The organism is Janibacter anophelis NBRC 107843, from assembly GCF_001570945.1.
GTDB lineage: Bacteria > Actinomycetota > Actinomycetes > Actinomycetales > Dermatophilaceae > Janibacter > Janibacter anophelis.
Genome location: NZ_BCSQ01000004.1, coordinates 14725 through 31150, shown reverse-complemented (window position 1 = coordinate 31150; position 16426 = coordinate 14725). Strand labels below are relative to the sequence as shown.

Genomic DNA, 16426 nt, shown 5'->3' with positions numbered 1-16426 from the left:
CCCACCACGGTCCTGCCGGCAGCAGATCTGCTCTGAGCGGCCGGGTCGGCCGGTCGGCGTGGTCAGTCCGCGACAGGGCCGGGAGGGACCCGGTCGCCGGCCTCCGTGGGCTCGAGGTCGAAGCCGTCCACCTCGGCGCGGAGCAGCACCCCGGCCACGCGCTCGGTGACGAAGTAGCTGAAGGACTGCACATGCTCCCACCACGCGCCCGACACGAGCTCGCTCGCGCCCGTGGTGTCGGCGACGAGACCCTGGTATCCCTCGATCGGGCGGCCCTGACGGTCCTCGACGGCGATCGGGTAGGTGCTCCATCCGTCGACGCCGAGGTCGGTCAGCGCATCGACGAAGCGGTCCGACACGACACCGATCCCCAGGCCGAGGGTCCACAGGAGGTCGCCGCGCCGGACCCCCGTGCTGCTCTGCTGGCGGAGCCGCACGGCGAAGGGGAGGGAGTCGGGCTCGCCGTTGCCGATCACCTCGTCGAGAGGGGTCCCGTCCGGCGATCGCCACGTCAGGTCGATGCCGTCGGGCGTGCGCACCTCCAGCCAGAGGTCGCGCGTTGCGGATGGTGCCGTGAGCCAACGCCAGGTGGTGTCCGCCGTGCCCGCCTCCTCGATCTGACCCCTGCGCGTGAGCGTAGTGCGGCGGATCGGCTGTCGGACGGGAGGTCTAGCCTGCTGAGGGTGAGCACCCGGACTGCCGCCCCCACCATCACGACCGTCGGCGAGCTGCGTGCCGCAGGGCACGAGGCCAAGCCCCTGCGCAGCGAGCTCCGCGACAACCTCCTGGCCCGGCTGCGCGCCGGCGAGGACCCCTGGCCGGGCCTGCACGGCTACGAGGACTCGGTCATCCCGCAGGTCGAGCGGGCGCTGCTCGCCGGTCACGACATCGTCCTGCTCGGCGAGCGAGGCCAGGGCAAGACCCGTCTGCTGCGCACCATCGCCGGCCTGCTCGACGAGTGGACCCCGGTGATCGCGGGCTCGGAGCTGGCGGAGCACCCCTTCGACCCGATCACCCACGCATCCCGACGGCGTGCGACCGAGCTCGGCGACGACCTGCCGGTGGTCTGGCGCCACCGCGACGAGCGGTACGTCGAAAAGCTGGCCACCCCAGACACCTCCGTCGCCGACCTCATCGGTGACGTCGACCCGATGAAGGTCGCGGAGGGCCGTGCGCTCGGCGACCCGGAGACGATCCACTTCGGCCTCATCCCACGCAGCCACCGCGGCATCGTGACGATCAACGAGCTGCCCGACCTCGCCGAGCGGATCCAGGTCGCGATGCTCAACGTCATGGAGGAGCGCGACATCCAGGTGCGTGGCTACGTCCTGCGCCTGCCGCTCGACGTGCTCGTCCTCGCGAGTGCCAACCCCGAGGACTACACCAACCGCGGCCGGATCATCACCCCGCTCAAGGACCGCTTCGGGGCCGAGATCCGCACGCACTACCCGCGCGAGCTCGAGGCGGAGATCGCCGTGACCCGGCAGGAGGCGCAGCTCGTCGCGCAGGTGCCCGACCACCTCCTGGAGATCCTCGCCCGATTCACCCGCAACCTGCGCGAGTCGTCGGCCGTCGACCAGCGCAGCGGCGTGAGCGCGCGCTTCGCCATCGCCGGCGCCGAGACGATCGCCGCGTCCGCGCTGCACCGTGCCGCGGTCGTGGGTGAGGACGACCCGGTCGCGCGGGTGGTCGACCTCGAGACCGCCGTCGAGGTCCTCGGCGGCAAGATCGAGTTCGATAGCGGCGAGGAGGGACGCGAGCTGGAGATCCTCACCCATCTGCTGCGGACGGCCGTCGCCGACACCGTGCGCCACCTCGTGCGCGGCATCGACTTCGGGCCGCTCGTGCGGGCGATCGAGGACGGCGCCGAGATCGCCACCGGTGAGCTGGTGACGGCCCGTGACTTCCTCGACGGGCTCCCGCTCCTCGGGGAGTCCGACCTCTACGACGAGGTCTTCGAGCGACTCGACGCGACGAGCGAAGGGCAGCGGGCGGCCGCCGTGGAGCTGGCCCTCGAGGGTCTCTACCTCGCCCGCAAGATCGGCAAGGACACCGCAGGGGGCGAGACCGTGTATGGCCAGTAGCCGCCGCCGGTTCCACCGGTACGAGGGCGGCGACCCCCTCGCCCCGCCCGTCGACATCGCCGAGGCGCTCGACGCCATCGGTGAGCGCGTCATGGGCGGGTCCTCACCTGAGCGGGCCCTGCAGGAATTCCTTCGGCGTGGCGGCCGCGACCAGAGGGGACTGGACGACCTCGCCCGACAGGTCAACGAGCGCCGCCGCGAGCTGCTCCACCAGCACGGTCTCGACGGCACGCTCCAGGAGGTCCGCGAGCTGCTCGACCGGGCCGTCCTCGAGGAGCGCAAGCAGCTGGCCCGCGACGTCCACCTCGACGACCTCGAGCGCGATTTCGCCCAGATGAGGCTGGACAACCTCTCCCTGTCCACGGCCGCGGCCGTGAGCGAGCTGCAGGACTACTCGTGGCAGTCCTCGCAGGCCCGGGCCGACTACGAGCGGATCAAGGACCTGCTCGGCCGCGAGGTGCTCGACCAGCGCTTCGCCGGGATGAAGCAGGCGCTCGAGGGCGCCACCGACGAGGACCGGGCCGCCGTCGACGCGATGCTGCGTGACCTCAACGAGCTGCTCGAGAAGCACCAGCGGGGTGAGGACACCCCCGAGGACTTCGCCGAGTTCATGGACCGGCACGGTGACTTCTTCCCCGAGGGGCCGCAGGACGTCGACGAGCTGATCGACGCGCTGGCGCAGCGCGCGGCCGCCGCCCAGCGCCTGCTCAACTCGATGACCCCCGAGCAGCGCGAGGAGCTCATGCAGCTGTCGGCGCAGGCCTTCGGCTCACCACAGCTCATGGAGTCCCTCGGCCGGCTCGACGCCAACCTGCAGAGCCTGCGTCCCGGCGAGGACTGGAGCGGCTCGGAGCAGTTCGGCGGGGAGCAGGGCCTGGGGCTCGGTGACGGCACCGGGATGCTGCAGGACATCGCGCGGCTCGACGCCCTGAGCGACCAGCTCTCGCAGTCCCACGCCGGTGCCCGGCTCGACGACATCGACCTCGACGAGCTCGCCCGCCAGCTGGGGGAGCAGGCCGCGGTCGACGCCAAGGCGCTGCGCGACCTCGAGCAGGCCCTGCGGAGCAGCGGCACGGTCCGCCGTGACTTCGAGGGGCAGCTGCGCCTGACCCCTCGGGCCATGCGCCAGCTGGGACGATCGCTGCTGCGCGACATCGCCGATCGGATGTCCGGTCGACAGGGCCAGCGCGACCTGCGCCGCGCCGGTGCAGCGGGGGAGCGGTCCGGGGCCACCCGGCCCTGGGAGTTCGGCGACACCGAGCCGTGGGACATCCCGCGCACCGTGCTCAACGGCGTCCTGCGCCGGGCCGGCGACGGCAGCGACCGACTGATCACCTCGGACGACATCGAGGTCGCCGAGACCGAGGCCCGCACCCAGGCGGCCGTCGCGCTGCTCGTCGACACCTCCTTCTCCATGGCGATGGACGGGCGGTGGGTGCCGATGAAGCGCACGGCCCTGGCCCTGCACACCCTGATCCGCTCCCGCTTCCGCGGCGACCACCTGCAGCTCATCGGCTTCGGTCGGCACGCGTCGGTCATGGAGATCGAGGAGCTCACGGCGCTGGACGCCTTCTGGGACAAGGGGACCAACCTCCACCACGCGCTGCTGCTGGCCAACCGGCACTTCCGCAAGCACCCCAATGCCCAGCCCGTGCTGCTCGTCGTCACCGACGGTGAGCCCACGGCGCACCTCGAGCCCGGCGGCGAGTCCTTCTTCGACTACCCGCCGCACCCGTTGACCATCGCGGTCACCGTGCGCGAGCTCGACACCGCCTCCCGGCTGGGTGCCCAGACCACCTTCTTCCGGCTCGGCGAGGACCCCGGGCTGGCACGCTTCGTCGACACCCTCGCCCGGCGCGCCGGTGGCAAGGTCGTGGCGCCGGAGCTCGACGACCTCGGTGCCGCCGTCGTCGGCTCCTACCTCGGGTCCCGGCACGGGGACGCGGGCGGCGACGACCAGGACTGGTTCGGCGGGCGCGGCTTCTGGTTCGGCACCTGAGCCGGCTACGGCACGAGGTAGTCGCTGTCGCGCGCGTCGGTGATGGCCATCATCCCGGGCGCGTGACCGATGGCGAAGGGCGGTCGTGACCTCATGATCGCCGCCTGCGGGGTGACGCCACAGGCCCAGAAGACGGGGACCTCGCCGTCGGCGATCGGCACCGCCTCGCCGAAGTCTGGCGCGGCCAGGTCGGTGATGCCCAGGGCCGACGGGTCACCGATGTGCACTGGAGCCCCGTGGACGGCCGGATACCGCGAGGTCACTCGGACGGCGGTGGCCACCTGATCGGCGGGCATCGGTCGCATCGACACCACGAGCGGCCCGCTGATGGACCCGGCCGATCGGCACTCACGCGTCGTGCGGTACATGGGGACATTGCTGCCGACCTCGATGTGACGCACGGGTGCCCCCGCCTCGAGGAGGGCTGCCTCGAAGGTGAAGCTGCACCCGATGAGGAAGGCGACGAGGTCCTCCCGCCACAGCTCGCGCACGTCGTCGACCTCGGCGGTGAGCTCACCGTCCTCGTAGACCCGGTAGGCCGGCAGGTCGGTGCGCAGGTCCCCGTCGAAGATCGAGCAGAAGACCTCTCCGGGCTCGGTGGCATCGAGGATGGGGCAGGACTTCGGGTTGCGCTGCGCGAAGAGGAGGACGTCATAGGCCAGCTCCCGGGGCACCGCGATGAGGTTGGCCTGGGTCCACCCGGCGCTCCACCCCGAGGTCGGCACCCGCAGACCCTCGCGGAAGCGGGCCCGTGCCTCGACGGGAGTGAGCGAAGCGACCTGCTCAGGCACGGCTGCGCCCCCCTTCGACGACGAAGCGGACGCGCTGGCCCGGCTGTGCCTGCGCGGCGCGACCCACGTCGTCACCCACGACGACGCCGATGACCGGGTACCCGCCGGTGACGGGGTGGTCGGCGAGGAAGAGGGTCGGCTGTCCCGTCGGCGGGACCTGGAGGGCGCCGGGGAGCATGCCCTCGCTCTTCAGCTCGCCCTCGCGCGCCCGCTCCAGCACCGGTCCGGACAGGCGCATGCCGACCCGGTTGCTCTCAGCCGTGACCTCGTAGCTGCCCCCGAGGAGGGTCTCGAGCGCGTCGGCCGCGAACCAGTCCAGGCGGGGCCCCGGCGCGACGCGCAACCTCACCTCGCCGAGCGTCGGCACGGCGACGGGCGCCACGTCGACGGTGGGCGGTGCGCTCGGAGCGGGGCCGACCGGGAGCAGGTCACCGGGCGAGGGGACGGGCGGGCCGAGCTCGGCCAGCGTGTCGGTCGACCGCGAGGACAGCACCGGGGCCACGTCGATGCCACCACGGACGGCGACGTAGCTGCGCAGGCCTGCCGTCGCGGCCCCCAGACGAAGGGAGGACCCGTCCGGTATCCACGTCACCGCTGCGTGGCCCACGGGCCGACCGTCCACCGATGCCGGTGTCGTGGCTCCGGTGACCACGACCCAGACGCCACCGCGGGCGCGGACCTCGAGGCCGCCCAGGGTCACCTCGAGGGCTGCCGCGCCCTCGGGATTGCCGAGCAGCCGGTTGGCCAGACGTAGTGAGCCGGCGTCGGCCGCGCCGGAGCGCCCGACACCGAGGCCGGCGAGACCGATCCGGCCGAGGTCCTGGACCGTCGCCTGCGGTCCGGTGGCGATGATCTCGAGGGCGCGGAAGCGGCTCATACCGTGACCTCGACGTAGCGCACGACCGTGCCCGGCACGAGCAGGGCGGGCGGCTCACGGTCGATGTCCCAGACCTCCAGGGCGGTGCGTCCGATGAGCTGCCAGCCACCGGGCGACTCCCGGGGGTAGATGCTCGCGAACTCGCCGGCGATCGCCACCGACCCGCGGGGCACCCGGGTGCGGGGGTTGTCGCGTCGCGGCACCTGCAGCCGCTCGTCGCCGCCGACCATGTAGCCGAAGCCCGGGGCGAAGCCGCAGAAGGCCACCGTCCACGGCGTCCCGGTGTGGGCCTCGATGACCGCCCGCTCGTCGAGCCCGGTGAGGCGCGCGACCTCGGCGAGGTCCTCCCCGTCGTAGACGACCGGGACCTCGATCTCGCCCGTGGTCGCGCGGTGGTGGGTCCCGATCTCGATCGACCGGACCTGTCGGGCCAGGCTCTCGACGTCGGTCACCGACCGGTCGATGGTGAGGAGCAGCGTCGTCGCGGCCGGGATCATGTCGACCACGCCGTCCGGTAGGTCCTCCTCGAGGTGGGCGTACAGCGCGAGCACCTCGTCCATGTCGGACAGCTCGACGAGCAGGCCGGAGTCGGCGCAGGGCATGACCTTCACGCCGACTCCTGGGCGAAGGGGGTCAGGTCCACCTTGACCTGCTCCAGCGCGGCCCGCACCTGGCGCGCGATCTCGACGGCGCCCGGGCTGTCGCCGTGGACGCACAGCGACCCGGCCGGCGCGGGGACGACGCTGCCGTCGACGGCGACGACCTCCCCCTGCGTCGCGATGCGGACGCACCGCTGCGCGATCTCGGCGGGATCGTGGAGGACGGCCCCCGCCTCCCGGCGGGAGACGAGCGTGCCCTCGGGCGTGTAGGCCCGGTCGGCGAAGGCCTCGCCGACCGTCGTCAGTCCGGCCTCCTCCGCGAGCCGCAACCACGCCGACCCCGGCAGCCCGAGGACCGGCAGCGTGCGGTCGTACTGCACGACCGCGTCGACGACCGCCGCTGCCTGCTCCTCGTGGTGGACGATCGCGTTGTACAACGCGCCGTGCGGCTTGACGTAGCGCACCCGGGTACCGGCCACCTTGGCGAAGCCCTCCAGCGCACCGATCTGGTAGATCACGTCATCCGTGAGCTCGGCCGGCGCGATGTCGATGAAGCGCCGACCGAAGCCCGCGAGGTCGCGATAGCCCACCTGCGCGCCGATCGCCACGCCCCGCTGCGCCGCGCCCTCACAGCTGTGCCGCAGCACCGACGCGTCACCGGCGTGGAACCCGCAGGCGACGTTGGCGCTCGTCACCACCTCGAGCATCGCGTCGTCGTCACCGAGCGTCCACCGCCCGAAGCTCTCACCGAGGTCGGCGTTGAGGTCGATCTGCATCGTTGCTCCTAGTCGTCGGTTCGTGGTCGGGGGAGTGGGATCACTGCCAGAGGTCGACGATCCCGCTGAAGGACTGGTAGCCGAGGTAGATCGTCAGCAGGAAGATCGCCAGACCGATGTAGGCGAGCCACTTGGGGTAGTCGTACCCGCCCAGCAGGTCCTTGCGCCGCAGGGCGACCCAGATGAGGATGCCGAAGCCGAAGGGCAGGATCAGGCCGTTGAGCGCGCCGGCGAGGATGAGCAGGGTCGCGGGCGACTGACCGAGGGAGACGTAGATGACGGCCGAGATGAGGATGAAGAGCACGACGACCCACTGCCGGTGCTTGTTGATCGTCTCGTTGAACGTCGTGAGGAAGCTGACCGAGGTGTACGAGGCGCCGATGACGCTCGTGATGCTCGCCGCCCACAGGATGATGCCGAAGAGGCGCAGGCCGGCCTCCCCGAGAGCGGCCTCGAAGGCGACGGCCGGCGGGTTGTCGACGCCGATGAGGTTCACCCCACCGACGACGACACCGAGGATGGCCAGGAAGAGCAAGCCGCGCATGACGCCGGTGACGAGGATGCCGGTGATCGACCCCCGGCTGATCGCCGCGATCCGCACGGGGCCGGTGATGCCGGAGTCGACCATGCGGTGGGCGCCGGCGTAGGTGATGTAGCCACCGACGGTGCCGCCGATGAGCGTGGTGATGATGAGGAAGTCGACCTTGTCCGGCAGGACGGTCTGGGTGAGGGCATCGCCGTAGGGCGGGCTCGTGGCCACGGCCGCGTAGGCGACCATGCCGATCATCAGCACGCCGAGGACGACGACGATGCGGTCCATCGCGACGCCCGCCTTCTTGCTGACGAAGATCGCGATGGCGATGAGGGCGGAGATCGCGCCGCCGATCTTGGCGTCGGCGCCGAGCATCGCGTTGACGCCCAGCCCCGTCCCGCCGATGTTGCCGATGTTGAAGACGAGCCCACCGAAGACGACGAGGGCTGCGAGCACGTAGCCGAAGCCGGGGATGACCCGGTTGGCGAGGTCCTGGGCCCGCATGCCGGAGACGCCGATGACGCGCCAGACGTTCAGCTGCACCGCGATGTCGACGATGATCGAGACGAGGATCGCGAAGGCGAAGGCGGCGCCGAGCTCGGCGGTGAAGACGGTCGTCTGGGTGATGAATCCGGGTCCGATGGCGCTGGTGGCCATGAGGAACATCGCTCCGAGGAGCGCGCCCTTGGAGGCGGCGCCCGTGGCGGAGCCCGTGGTCTGGGCGGGTGGCGTGTCGGCCTGGGGGTCTGGAGCCTGCGTCATCGGGGTTCTCCTCCTCGGTCACCGGAACACCTCATTGTGCTCCTGATCACTCACGGTAGCGATTGTTCAACAATCCGGCAATACCCGGATCCGCTAGTCTCGATCCACGAGCCGCGACGAAGGGGTGGGCACGATGGGGCAGGACTGGCTCTCCGCACTGGAGTCCGAGCGCGGCTCGATGGAGCGCGCGAGCGCGAGCGCGAAGGTCGCCGAGGCCCTCCGCACGCGGATCATCGAGGGGGACCTGCAGCCCGGGACGCGGCTGTCGGAGGAGCGCATCGGCACCGCCCTGGGCGTCTCGCGCAACACGCTGCGCGAGGCCTTCCAGATCCTCGAGCACGAGCGGCTCGTCGTCCGCGAGTTCAACCGCGGAGTCTTCGTGCGGGCGCTGGAGAGCGCCGACGTGCGCGACCTCTACGCCTTCCGTCGGATCCTCGAGGTGGCGGCGGTACGGCAGGTCGCGACCGATGGCCCCGACCTGACCGCCCTGCACGCCGCGGTGGACGAAGGGAGCGCGGCCGCGGCCGCCGAGGACTGGCGCGCCCTCGGCTCGGCCAACATGCACTTCCACGAGGCGCTCACGGCGCTCGTCGGGAGCCGCAGGGTCGACGACGCCATGCGCCAGGTCCTCGCCGAGATGCGCCTGGTCTTCACGACGATGGCCGACCCGCGGACCTTCCACGAGCCCTACCTCGACGGCAATCGTCACCTGGCCGCCCTCCTGGCGCAGGACCGCTTCGACGAGGCCGAGAGCGAGCTGCTCGCCTACCTCGAGCGCGCCGAGACCCAGCTGCTCGAGGCCATGTCGACCCAGCCGTTTCCACCCGCACACCCCGGGTAGTGCCCCGTCGTCCCGACGACGAAGGAGCCCCGATGAGTGAGTCGGACATCGGCCACAGGGCCGCCGAGATGACGACCGGACCCGAGGGCGGCTTCCCCGCGCAGCAGCAGGCGCTCCCGGGGTCGACGACGGCCATGGAGCCCGTGCCCGACCACGGTGAGCAGAGCTGGGTCGGCAGGGGTCGCCTCGAGGGCCTGCGCACGCTGATCACGGGAGGGGACTCTGGCATCGGCCGCGCCGTGGCCATCGCCTTCGCCCGGGAGGGTGCAGACGTCGCGATCAACTACCTCCCCGAGGAGCAGGAGGACGCCGAGGACACGGCCGGCTGGGTCCGCAAGGCCGGCCGCACGGCCGTGCTCTGTCCGGCGGACCTCACCGAGCGACGGTCCTGCGACGAGGTCGTCGCCGCTGCAGTCGAGGGGCTGGGTGGCCTCGACGTGCTCGTCAACAACGCCGGCGTGCAGTTCGCCCGTGACGACGGACTCGAGGCGATGAGCGACGAGCGCATCGACCGCGTGCTCCGCACGAACCTGCACGCGCTCTTCTGGCTGACGCGAGCGGCGCTGCCGCACCTGGGTCGAGGGGCGAGCATCATCAACGTCAGCTCGATCCAGGCCTACGAGCCCTCCACCTCGCTGCTCGACTACGCCTCGACCAAGGCGGCGATCAACAACTTCACGGTCAACCTCGCCGCCGAGGTCGGTGCCCGGGGCATCCGGGTCAACGCCGTCGCCCCGGGGCCGATCTGGACCCCGCTGCAGCCGGCGACCCAGGAGGAGGCCAAGATCGAGGCCTTCGGTGCGGACACGCCGTTGGGTCGCGCCGGCCAGCCCGGCGAGCTCGCCGGTGCCTTCGTCTTCCTCGCCTCGCCGCGGGAGGCCTCCTACGTGTCGGGCACCGTCCTCGGCGTCACGGGTGGCAAGCCCGTCTTCTGAGGGGCCTGCCACCCGGCGAGCGGACGTCGACCGCAGAGACTCAGGACGCGGTGGCCCCGGCCCGTTGCGCGGCCCGGCTGCGCAACGCGAGGAGGCCGCCTCCGACGAGCGCCGAGATCAGCGAGCCGAGCAGGACGCCGATCTTGACGTGCTCGTCCGCGACGCTCGCGGCACCGTAGGACAGCTCACCCACGAGCAGCGAGACGGTGAAGCCGACACCGGCGACGAAGCCTATGCCGATCATGTCCGGCCACCGCAGCGACTCATCGAGCTGGAAGGCGGGCAACCGGCTGAGCAGGAAGGTCGTGACCGTGATGCCCACCGGCTTGCCGATGAACAGACCGGCGATGATGCCGATGGTGATGGGGTCCTGCAGGGCCGTACGGAACCCGTCGAGGCCGCCCACCGTCACCCCGGCCGAGAAGAAGGCGAACACGGGGACCGCGACGAGGGTGGTGAAGACCCCCCACTGGTCGGCGAGGTAGGCGGCGACACCGTCGTACACGGGTGTGCCGTCCTCGTCGACCGAGGACCGCACCCGGGCTCGTTGGGTGGCGATGACGGGCACCGTGAAGCCCAGCAGGACGCCGGCCACCGTGGCGTGGATGCCCGACGCGTGCACGAGTGCCCAGGTGAGCACGGCCAGTGGCACCAGGAGCCACCACGAGATCACCCCGCGCTGGGTGAGCAGCCCGAAGAGCACGAGCGGCACGAGGGCGAGGAGCAGCCACTGCAGCTGCAGTCCCTCGGTGTAGACGACGGCGATGATCGTGATCGCGATGAGGTCGTCGACGATCGCGAGCGTCAGGAGGAAGACCCGCAGCGCCGGAGGCAGGAATCGGCCGACCACGGCGAGGACCGCCACCGCGAAGGCGATGTCGGTGGCTGTGGGGATGGCCCAGCCCCGGAGGGCACCCTCCGAGTCGGACGCGAGCGCGATGGCCGTGAAGATCAGCGCCGGGACGGCCACACCGCCGAAGGCTGCCGCGATCGGTAGCGCCGCCTGCCGCGGGTTGCGCAGCTTGCCGGCGACGAACTCCTCCTTGAGCTCGAGGCCGACGACGAAGAAGAAGATCGCGAGCAACCCGTCCGCGGCCCACTCGCCGATGGTCAGGTCGAGGTGGATCGCGTGCGGTCCGAGGGTGAAGTCTCGGACGGAGGCGTAGATGTCGCTCACCGGTGAGTTGGCGAGCAGCAGGGCGATGACGGTGGCGCCGAGGAGGAGCGCACCGCCGACCGCGTCGTTCTGCGCGGTCGCGTGGACGCCGCGCCAGAGCTCGTGGGGAGCCAGACGGCTCGTGGATGGTGGGGACTGGGACATGTGTGACGACCTTGTCTGGAGGGAGCTGGGGCTGCGAGTGGCGCCAGCGGCGCCTCAGCCGCTTGGCGGCGGGCAGCCGGCGATCTCCCCGTGGGCATTGGTGCCCCACGTGCTGATCCAGCCATTGGTCCCCGGATGGAGCGTCGTGCGCTGCCACGGGCGCATGCACGCCTGCCCCGCGAGGACGCGGGGTCGCGGGACGGTGCGCGTCGTGGGACCGGTCACGTATGCAGTCTATGGACATGACGAAGGGGGACCACCGCGCGGGTCTCGGTCCACGAGCGCCCGGGGCGATCCCCCTTCGTCATGTCGGTGCCGGTCAGCGACCGGCGGCGTCCGTCGCGGCCGACTCCTCGGCGATCGCCTCGACGCCGTAGTCCTCCGGCTCCGCCTCCGGGATCTCGGTGCCGTGCAGCGAGGCACCGGCCGTCTCCTTGAGGAAGAGCAGGGCGACCATGCCGATGACGCAGGCGAGCATCATGTAGACGGCGGGGAACTCCAGGAAGCCCGTCGAACCGACGACCGCCTCGTTGATCGGGGCGGCGGTGCCACCGAAGGCCGCCGTGAAGACGTTGTACGTCACCGCGAAGCCGGCGAAGCGCACGCGGGCGGGGAACATGGCCGGGAAGGTCGCCGAGATCGTCGACAGCTGCGGGATGTACAGCAGGCCGAGGACCGCGAATCCGACGAGCGCGCCGACGAAGCTCTGGCCCATCAGCCAGTACATGGGCACGGCGAAGACGAACAGGCCGATCATCGAGAACCACCACATCCGGCGCCGGCCGACGATGTCGGAGTAGTGGCCGCACCACGGCAGCAGGGCCATCATGACCAGCTCGCCGACGAGGATGACGATGAGCGACTTGTCGCTGTCGAGGCCGATCTTGGTCTCGAGGTAGGTCGGCATGTACGTCAGCAGCGTGTAGTTGATGATGTTCAGCGGGATGACCAGGCCGGCCATCGTGAGCATCGGCTTCCAGTACTCGACCATGAGGTCGCGCAGGCCGTGGGTGGCCGACTCCTCCCGCTCGCCGGCGTCCTCGAGGTCCTGGTAGACGGGGGTCTCGTCGAGCTGCGATCGCAGGTACAGGCCGATCGCACCGAGCGGGCCGGCGACGAAGAAGTGGCCAGACCGACGGTCAGCAGCGCGACCGCACCCAGCGCCAGACGGACCACGAGGTGGCCCACCCGCACCAGCCGGTCCTTGTGCGCCAGACCGAAGAGCCGGCGGTGCACGGCGATCGGCAGCACGAGCAGGATGGTCGTGAGGAAGGCGAGCAGGACCAGGACCAGGTACAGGCCGCGCTGGGTGCCGTCCAGGTCGGCGAAGGCCGACTGGAAGGCAAGGTCAGGAGGAAGCCGGCGAGGACCTGCACGCCCGTCTGGAGGACGCGGAACTCCTGCAGCAGGTCGTTCCAGTTGCGGTCGGCGCGCTCGGCGGCCGTCTCGTCGCGGCCCGGTCCACCCTCGTCCTGGTTTATGGGCCTATCCTCCTCGCGTCGACCGCATCCGCATGGACGCGGCGTCGACGGGTAGGCCGATCGCGACCCACACCCCGACGAAGGGAGCACCTGATGACATCCGCCTCCGACACTTCAACGACCCGGCGCGTCGCCGTCCTCGTGGCGATGGAGGGCATCGAGCAGAGCGAGTTGACCGGGCCCTGGCAGGCCCTGCAGGACGCCGGGTGGCAGCCGGTGCTCGTCGCGCCGGACGAGGGCGAGGTACAGGCCTTCAACCACCTCGACGCGGCCGACACCTTCCCCGTCGACGTCACGTTGTCCACGGCGGTGGTCGACGACTTCGCCGGTGTGGTGCTGCCGGGCGGGGTGGCCAACCCGGACGCCCTGCGCCTGGACGAGTCCGCCGTGGCCTTCGTGCGAGAGGCCGTCTCGAGCGAGCGGCCGGTGGCGGCGATCTGCCATGCCATCTGGATGCTCGTCGAGGCGGACGTGCTCACCGGTCGGCGGGTCACCTCGTGGCCCAGCCTCCAGACGGACGTGCGCAACGCCGGTGGCACGTGGGTCGACGAGGAGGTCGTGCGTGACGGCCACCTCGTGACCAGTCGCAAGCCCGACGACCTGCCGGCCTTCAACGCAGCGCTCCTCGAGCTGCTCGGGTCCTGACGGCCCCGGCGTCCTCCTCGGCGCCGACGCGACACAGCGCGTCGGCGCCCAGGAGGGGGAATCGGTACTCGTCCCGCAGGGTGTCGAGGGTCAGCTCGTGCAGCTCGGGCCGGTGGGACGCGATCGCGTCCCGCACGAGCACCACCTCGAGGTCGAGGGCGAAGGCGTGCGCCGCCGTGAGCATGACGCAGGTGTGGGTCGAGACGCCGATGACGACGACCGCCTCGGCGCCGAGTCCCTCCAGGGTGGCCGCCAGCTCGGTCCCGACGAAGGCGTCGTCGCGCGTCTTGACGACCTCCACGGACCCCGAGAGGTCGAGCTCGGCGAGGTTGGCCGTGTGCGCTGCCCCCTCGAAGAGGAAGCCCTGGTCGTCCTGCAGCATCGTGAGCGTCCACGTCGAACGATCCCTGCGATGCACGGTGCGCACGTTGACCACGGGCACCGACTCGCGCTCGGCCCACCGCAGCGCCTGCCGCGAGCGACGCACGAGGTCCTCACGGCGCTCGGCGAGGGCGCCGTCCTCCAGGAAGGCCTCCTGCAGGTCGACGACCAGGAGCGCTGTGCGGTCCAGCGGAGCCCGCCACGGTGCGTGGCGCGCGGACGAGGTGGGGGTCATCCCCCCTTCGTACCCCGCGGTGCGCGCCTCATGCCGGGCGGTCGCATGGGACCGGTCGGGGCGGGTAGGGACCACGTACCCGAGACGAGAGGACGTGGACGAGATGCCAGAGCGCAAGCCGGGCCCCAGCGTCAAGGACGATGAGCTCTACGAGGAGTTGCGTGATGACGGGGCGAGCAAGGAAAAGGCGGCCCGCATCGCCAATGCCGCGGCCAACAACTCACGCTCCGAGGTCGGACGGCGGGGTGGTGAGGCCGGGTCGTACGACGACTGGACCGTCGACGAGCTGCGCGAGCGCGCCCGTGAGCTCGAGATCGAGGGCCGGTCGTCGATGGACAAGGACGCGCTGATCGACGCCCTGCGCAACCACTGAGGACGTGACGAAGGGGGAGGACCGGCCGGTCCTCCCCCTTCGCCTCGTGCGGTGGCTCAGTCCTCGGTGAGGACCGGGTACACCCCGTTTTCGTCGTGGACCTCACGGCCGGTGACCGGCGGGTTGAAGACGCACGCGCAGTGGATGTCCTCCTCGACGGTCACGGTGTGCTTGTCGGCGTCGTCGAGCATGTACATGACGCCCGGCTCGAGCACGTACTCCTCGCCGGTGTCCCGGTCGGTGAGCGTGCCCTTGCCCTGGTAGACGTACACGGCCTCCACGTGGTTGGCGTACCAGAAGTCGGACGAGGTGCCCGCCTTGAGGATCGTGATGTGGAAGCTGAAGCCGACCTTGTCCTTGGCCAGGACCATGCGGCGGCTCTGCCAGTTGCCGTGGGTGACGTCGTACTCGGTGCCGTCGAGGTCGTTGACGTTGAGGACCTTCATGCGGATCTCCTTGTCGTGCGGATGAGTTGGTGGACGAAGGGGGTCAGGCCGTCGCGCGTGCCGGTGCGCCGAGCACCTCGCGCGCGGCCTCCTCGAGCTGGTCGAGGCCGGCGGCCATCTCCTCCTCGGTGATGGTCAGCGGCGGCATGATCTTGACGACCTCGCTCGACGGACCGGAGGTCTCGACGAGCAGCTTGTGCGTGAAGGCCGCCTTGGCGATCTTTTCCGCGACCTCGAGGTCGCGGAAGGCGACGCCGGCCAGCAGGCCGCGGCCACGCAACTCGCTGCCCTCGGCGAGGCCGGCGATGACCTCGAGGCGCTCGGTCAGCTGCTGGGCGCGCGCCGCGACATTGCGCTCGAGGGCGTCGTCGGTCCAGTAGGTGCGCAGCGCCTTGGTCGCCGTGACGAAGGCGGGGTTGTGCCCGCGGAAGGTGCCGTTGTGCTCGCCGGGCTCCCAGTCGTCGACCTCGGGCTTCATCAGCGTCAGCGCCATGGGCAGGCCGTATCCGGAGATCGACTTGCTGATGGTGACGATGTCGGGGTCGAGGCCGAAGGGCTCGAAGGAGAAGAAGGTCCCGGTGCGGCCGCAGCCCGCCTGGACGTCGTCGATGATCAGCAGCACGCCGTGCTCCTGGCACAGGTCCTGCAGCTCCTTGAGCCACTCGCCGCGGGCGGCGTTGAGGCCGCCCTCACCCTGGACCGTCTCGACGATGACGGCCGCCGGCAGGTTGTGCCCGGAACCGCTGTCTGCCCAGATGCGCTTGAGCCAGGCGAAGTCCGAGGTCTCGCCGTGGATGTAGTCGTCGTAGGGCGCCGAGGTCGCGTGGTAGAGCGGCGTGCCGGCACCGGCCCGCTTGAACGCGTTGCCGGTCACGGCGAGCGAGCCGAGCGTCATGCCGTGGAAGGCGTTGGTGAAGGAGACGACCTCCTCGCGGCCGGTGACCTTGCGAGCGGTCTTCAGCGCGGTCTCGACCGCGTTGGTCCCGGTCGGCCCGGGGAACTGGATCTTGTGCGTCATGCCGCGCGGCTCGAGGATCAGCTCGGTGAAGGTCTCGAGGAACTCACGCTTGGCCTTGGTGTGCATGTCCATCGAGTGGGTGACGCCATCGCGGGAGATGTACTCGATGAGCGCCTCCTTGAGGACGTCGTTGTTGTGCCCGTAGTTGAGGGCACCGGCGCCGGAGAAGAAGTCGGTGTAGCGCTCGCCGTCCTCGGTCGTCTGGTACGGGCCCTTGGAGGTGTCGAAGACGACGGGCCAGTTGCGGCAGTAGCTGCGCACCTCCGACTCGCGCTGGGTGAAGATCTCGGTGGCGGGGTTGCTCATGACGTGGTCCTTCCGGGGGAGGAT

Annotated in this window: 18 protein-coding genes and 1 pseudogene; 6 read left to right on the top strand and 13 right to left on the bottom strand. The window is 70.9% G+C overall.

The window, feature by feature from the left end:
- Positions 1–62: 62 nt before the first annotated feature.
- Positions 63–539 (bottom strand): hypothetical protein, encoded by a 477-nt coding sequence (locus tag JAN01S_RS01835; RefSeq protein WP_068312789.1) that lies wholly within the window; start codon positions 537–539, stop codon positions 63–65.
- 144 nt (positions 540–683) lie between these two features.
- Here JAN01S_RS01835 and JAN01S_RS01830 point away from each other — a divergent pair, with 144 nt between their 5' ends.
- The gene (locus JAN01S_RS01830) at positions 684–2084 is read left to right on the top strand and encodes a MoxR family ATPase (RefSeq protein WP_068312786.1); all 1401 of its coding nucleotides are present in this window, start codon (positions 684–686) and stop codon (positions 2082–2084) included.
- Positions 2074–4083 carry a vWA domain-containing protein gene (locus JAN01S_RS01825; RefSeq protein ID WP_068312781.1) on the top strand — a complete coding sequence of 670 codons (2010 nt, stop codon included), beginning with the start codon at positions 2074–2076 and terminating at the stop codon, positions 4081–4083. Before JAN01S_RS01830 ends, JAN01S_RS01825 begins: the two co-directional genes overlap by 11 nt.
- 5 nt (positions 4084–4088) lie before the next feature.
- Here JAN01S_RS01825 and JAN01S_RS01820 read toward each other — a convergent pair whose 3' ends face one another.
- The 5 genes from JAN01S_RS01820 to JAN01S_RS01800 are packed head-to-tail and all read right to left on the bottom strand — an operon-like array spanning position 4089 to position 8420.
- Positions 4089–4874 carry a putative hydro-lyase gene (locus JAN01S_RS01820; protein WP_068312775.1) on the bottom strand — a complete coding sequence of 262 codons (786 nt, stop codon included), beginning with the start codon at positions 4872–4874 and terminating at the stop codon, positions 4089–4091.
- On the bottom strand, positions 4867–5751 hold the full coding sequence (locus tag JAN01S_RS01815) for a 5-oxoprolinase subunit C family protein (protein WP_068312773.1): 885 nt from the start codon (positions 5749–5751) through the stop codon (positions 4867–4869). Before JAN01S_RS01815 ends, JAN01S_RS01820 begins: the two co-directional genes overlap by 8 nt.
- Positions 5748–6353, bottom strand: a complete 606-nt coding sequence (locus tag JAN01S_RS01810; RefSeq protein ID WP_217999988.1) for a 5-oxoprolinase subunit B family protein — start codon at positions 6351–6353, stop codon at positions 5748–5750. Before JAN01S_RS01810 ends, JAN01S_RS01815 begins: the two co-directional genes overlap by 4 nt.
- Before the next feature lie 5 nt (positions 6354–6358).
- On the bottom strand, positions 6359–7126 hold the full coding sequence (locus JAN01S_RS01805; RefSeq protein WP_068312768.1) for a LamB/YcsF family protein: 768 nt from the start codon (positions 7124–7126) through the stop codon (positions 6359–6361).
- A 40-nt stretch (positions 7127–7166) separates the two neighbouring features.
- Positions 7167–8420 (bottom strand): NRAMP family divalent metal transporter, encoded by a 1254-nt coding sequence (locus JAN01S_RS01800; RefSeq protein ID WP_068312765.1) that lies wholly within the window; start codon positions 8418–8420, stop codon positions 7167–7169.
- Positions 8421–8553: 133 nt separating this feature from the next.
- On the opposite strand from JAN01S_RS01800, the gene JAN01S_RS01795 reads away from it, so the two are divergent.
- Complete coding sequence (locus JAN01S_RS01795; protein ID WP_068312937.1) at positions 8554–9261, top strand: GntR family transcriptional regulator; 708 nt, start codon at positions 8554–8556, stop codon at positions 9259–9261.
- A gap of 32 nt (positions 9262–9293) precedes the next feature.
- Complete coding sequence (locus JAN01S_RS01790) at positions 9294–10196, top strand: SDR family oxidoreductase (RefSeq protein WP_068312762.1); 903 nt, start codon at positions 9294–9296, stop codon at positions 10194–10196.
- A 40-nt stretch (positions 10197–10236) separates the two neighbouring features.
- Here the strand turns inward: JAN01S_RS01790 and nhaA are convergent, their stop codons facing one another.
- The 4 genes and pseudogenes from nhaA to JAN01S_RS17465 all read right to left on the bottom strand — a co-directional run.
- Positions 10237–11517 carry a Na+/H+ antiporter NhaA gene (gene nhaA / locus JAN01S_RS01785; protein ID WP_068312759.1) on the bottom strand — a complete coding sequence of 427 codons (1281 nt, stop codon included), beginning with the start codon at positions 11515–11517 and terminating at the stop codon, positions 10237–10239.
- A 54-nt stretch (positions 11518–11571) separates the two neighbouring features.
- Positions 11572–11742 carry a hypothetical protein gene (locus JAN01S_RS16790; RefSeq protein ID WP_157075555.1) on the bottom strand — a complete coding sequence of 57 codons (171 nt, stop codon included), beginning with the start codon at positions 11740–11742 and terminating at the stop codon, positions 11572–11574.
- 94 nt (positions 11743–11836) lie between these two features.
- The gene (locus tag JAN01S_RS01780; protein WP_244884717.1) at positions 11837–12601 is read right to left on the bottom strand and encodes an MFS transporter; all 765 of its coding nucleotides are present in this window, start codon (positions 12599–12601) and stop codon (positions 11837–11839) included.
- Positions 12602–12705: 104 nt separating this feature from the next.
- A pseudogene (locus JAN01S_RS17465) lies at positions 12706–13088 on the bottom strand (DUF6328 family protein); the annotation flags it as partial.
- Positions 13089–13091: 3 nt separating this feature from the next.
- On the opposite strand from JAN01S_RS17465, the gene JAN01S_RS01775 reads away from it, so the two are divergent.
- Positions 13092–13643 (top strand): type 1 glutamine amidotransferase domain-containing protein, encoded by a 552-nt coding sequence (locus JAN01S_RS01775; protein WP_068312757.1) that lies wholly within the window; start codon positions 13092–13094, stop codon positions 13641–13643.
- Here the strand turns inward: JAN01S_RS01775 and JAN01S_RS01770 are convergent.
- Entirely contained in the window at positions 13609–14259 is a 651-nt protein-coding gene (locus JAN01S_RS01770; RefSeq protein WP_068312752.1) for a cysteine hydrolase family protein, read from the bottom strand. The genes JAN01S_RS01775 and JAN01S_RS01770 overlap by 35 nt on opposite strands.
- 103 nt (positions 14260–14362) lie before the next feature.
- Between JAN01S_RS01770 and JAN01S_RS01765 the strand changes: the two genes are divergently transcribed.
- Positions 14363–14632, top strand: coding sequence for a DUF7218 family protein (locus JAN01S_RS01765; RefSeq protein ID WP_068312936.1), 270 nt, complete (start codon positions 14363–14365; stop codon positions 14630–14632).
- Positions 14633–14688: 56 nt separating this feature from the next.
- Here JAN01S_RS01765 and JAN01S_RS01760 read toward each other — a convergent pair whose 3' ends face one another.
- Positions 14689–15078: an ectoine synthase gene (locus tag JAN01S_RS01760; RefSeq protein WP_068312750.1), complete on the bottom strand. Its 390-nt coding sequence runs from the start codon at positions 15076–15078 to the stop codon at positions 14689–14691.
- Between the two features lie 43 nt (positions 15079–15121).
- Positions 15122–16402, bottom strand: a complete 1281-nt coding sequence (ectB, locus tag JAN01S_RS01755) for a diaminobutyrate--2-oxoglutarate transaminase (protein ID WP_068312748.1) — start codon at positions 16400–16402, stop codon at positions 15122–15124.
- Positions 16403–16426: the final 24 nt, after the last annotated feature.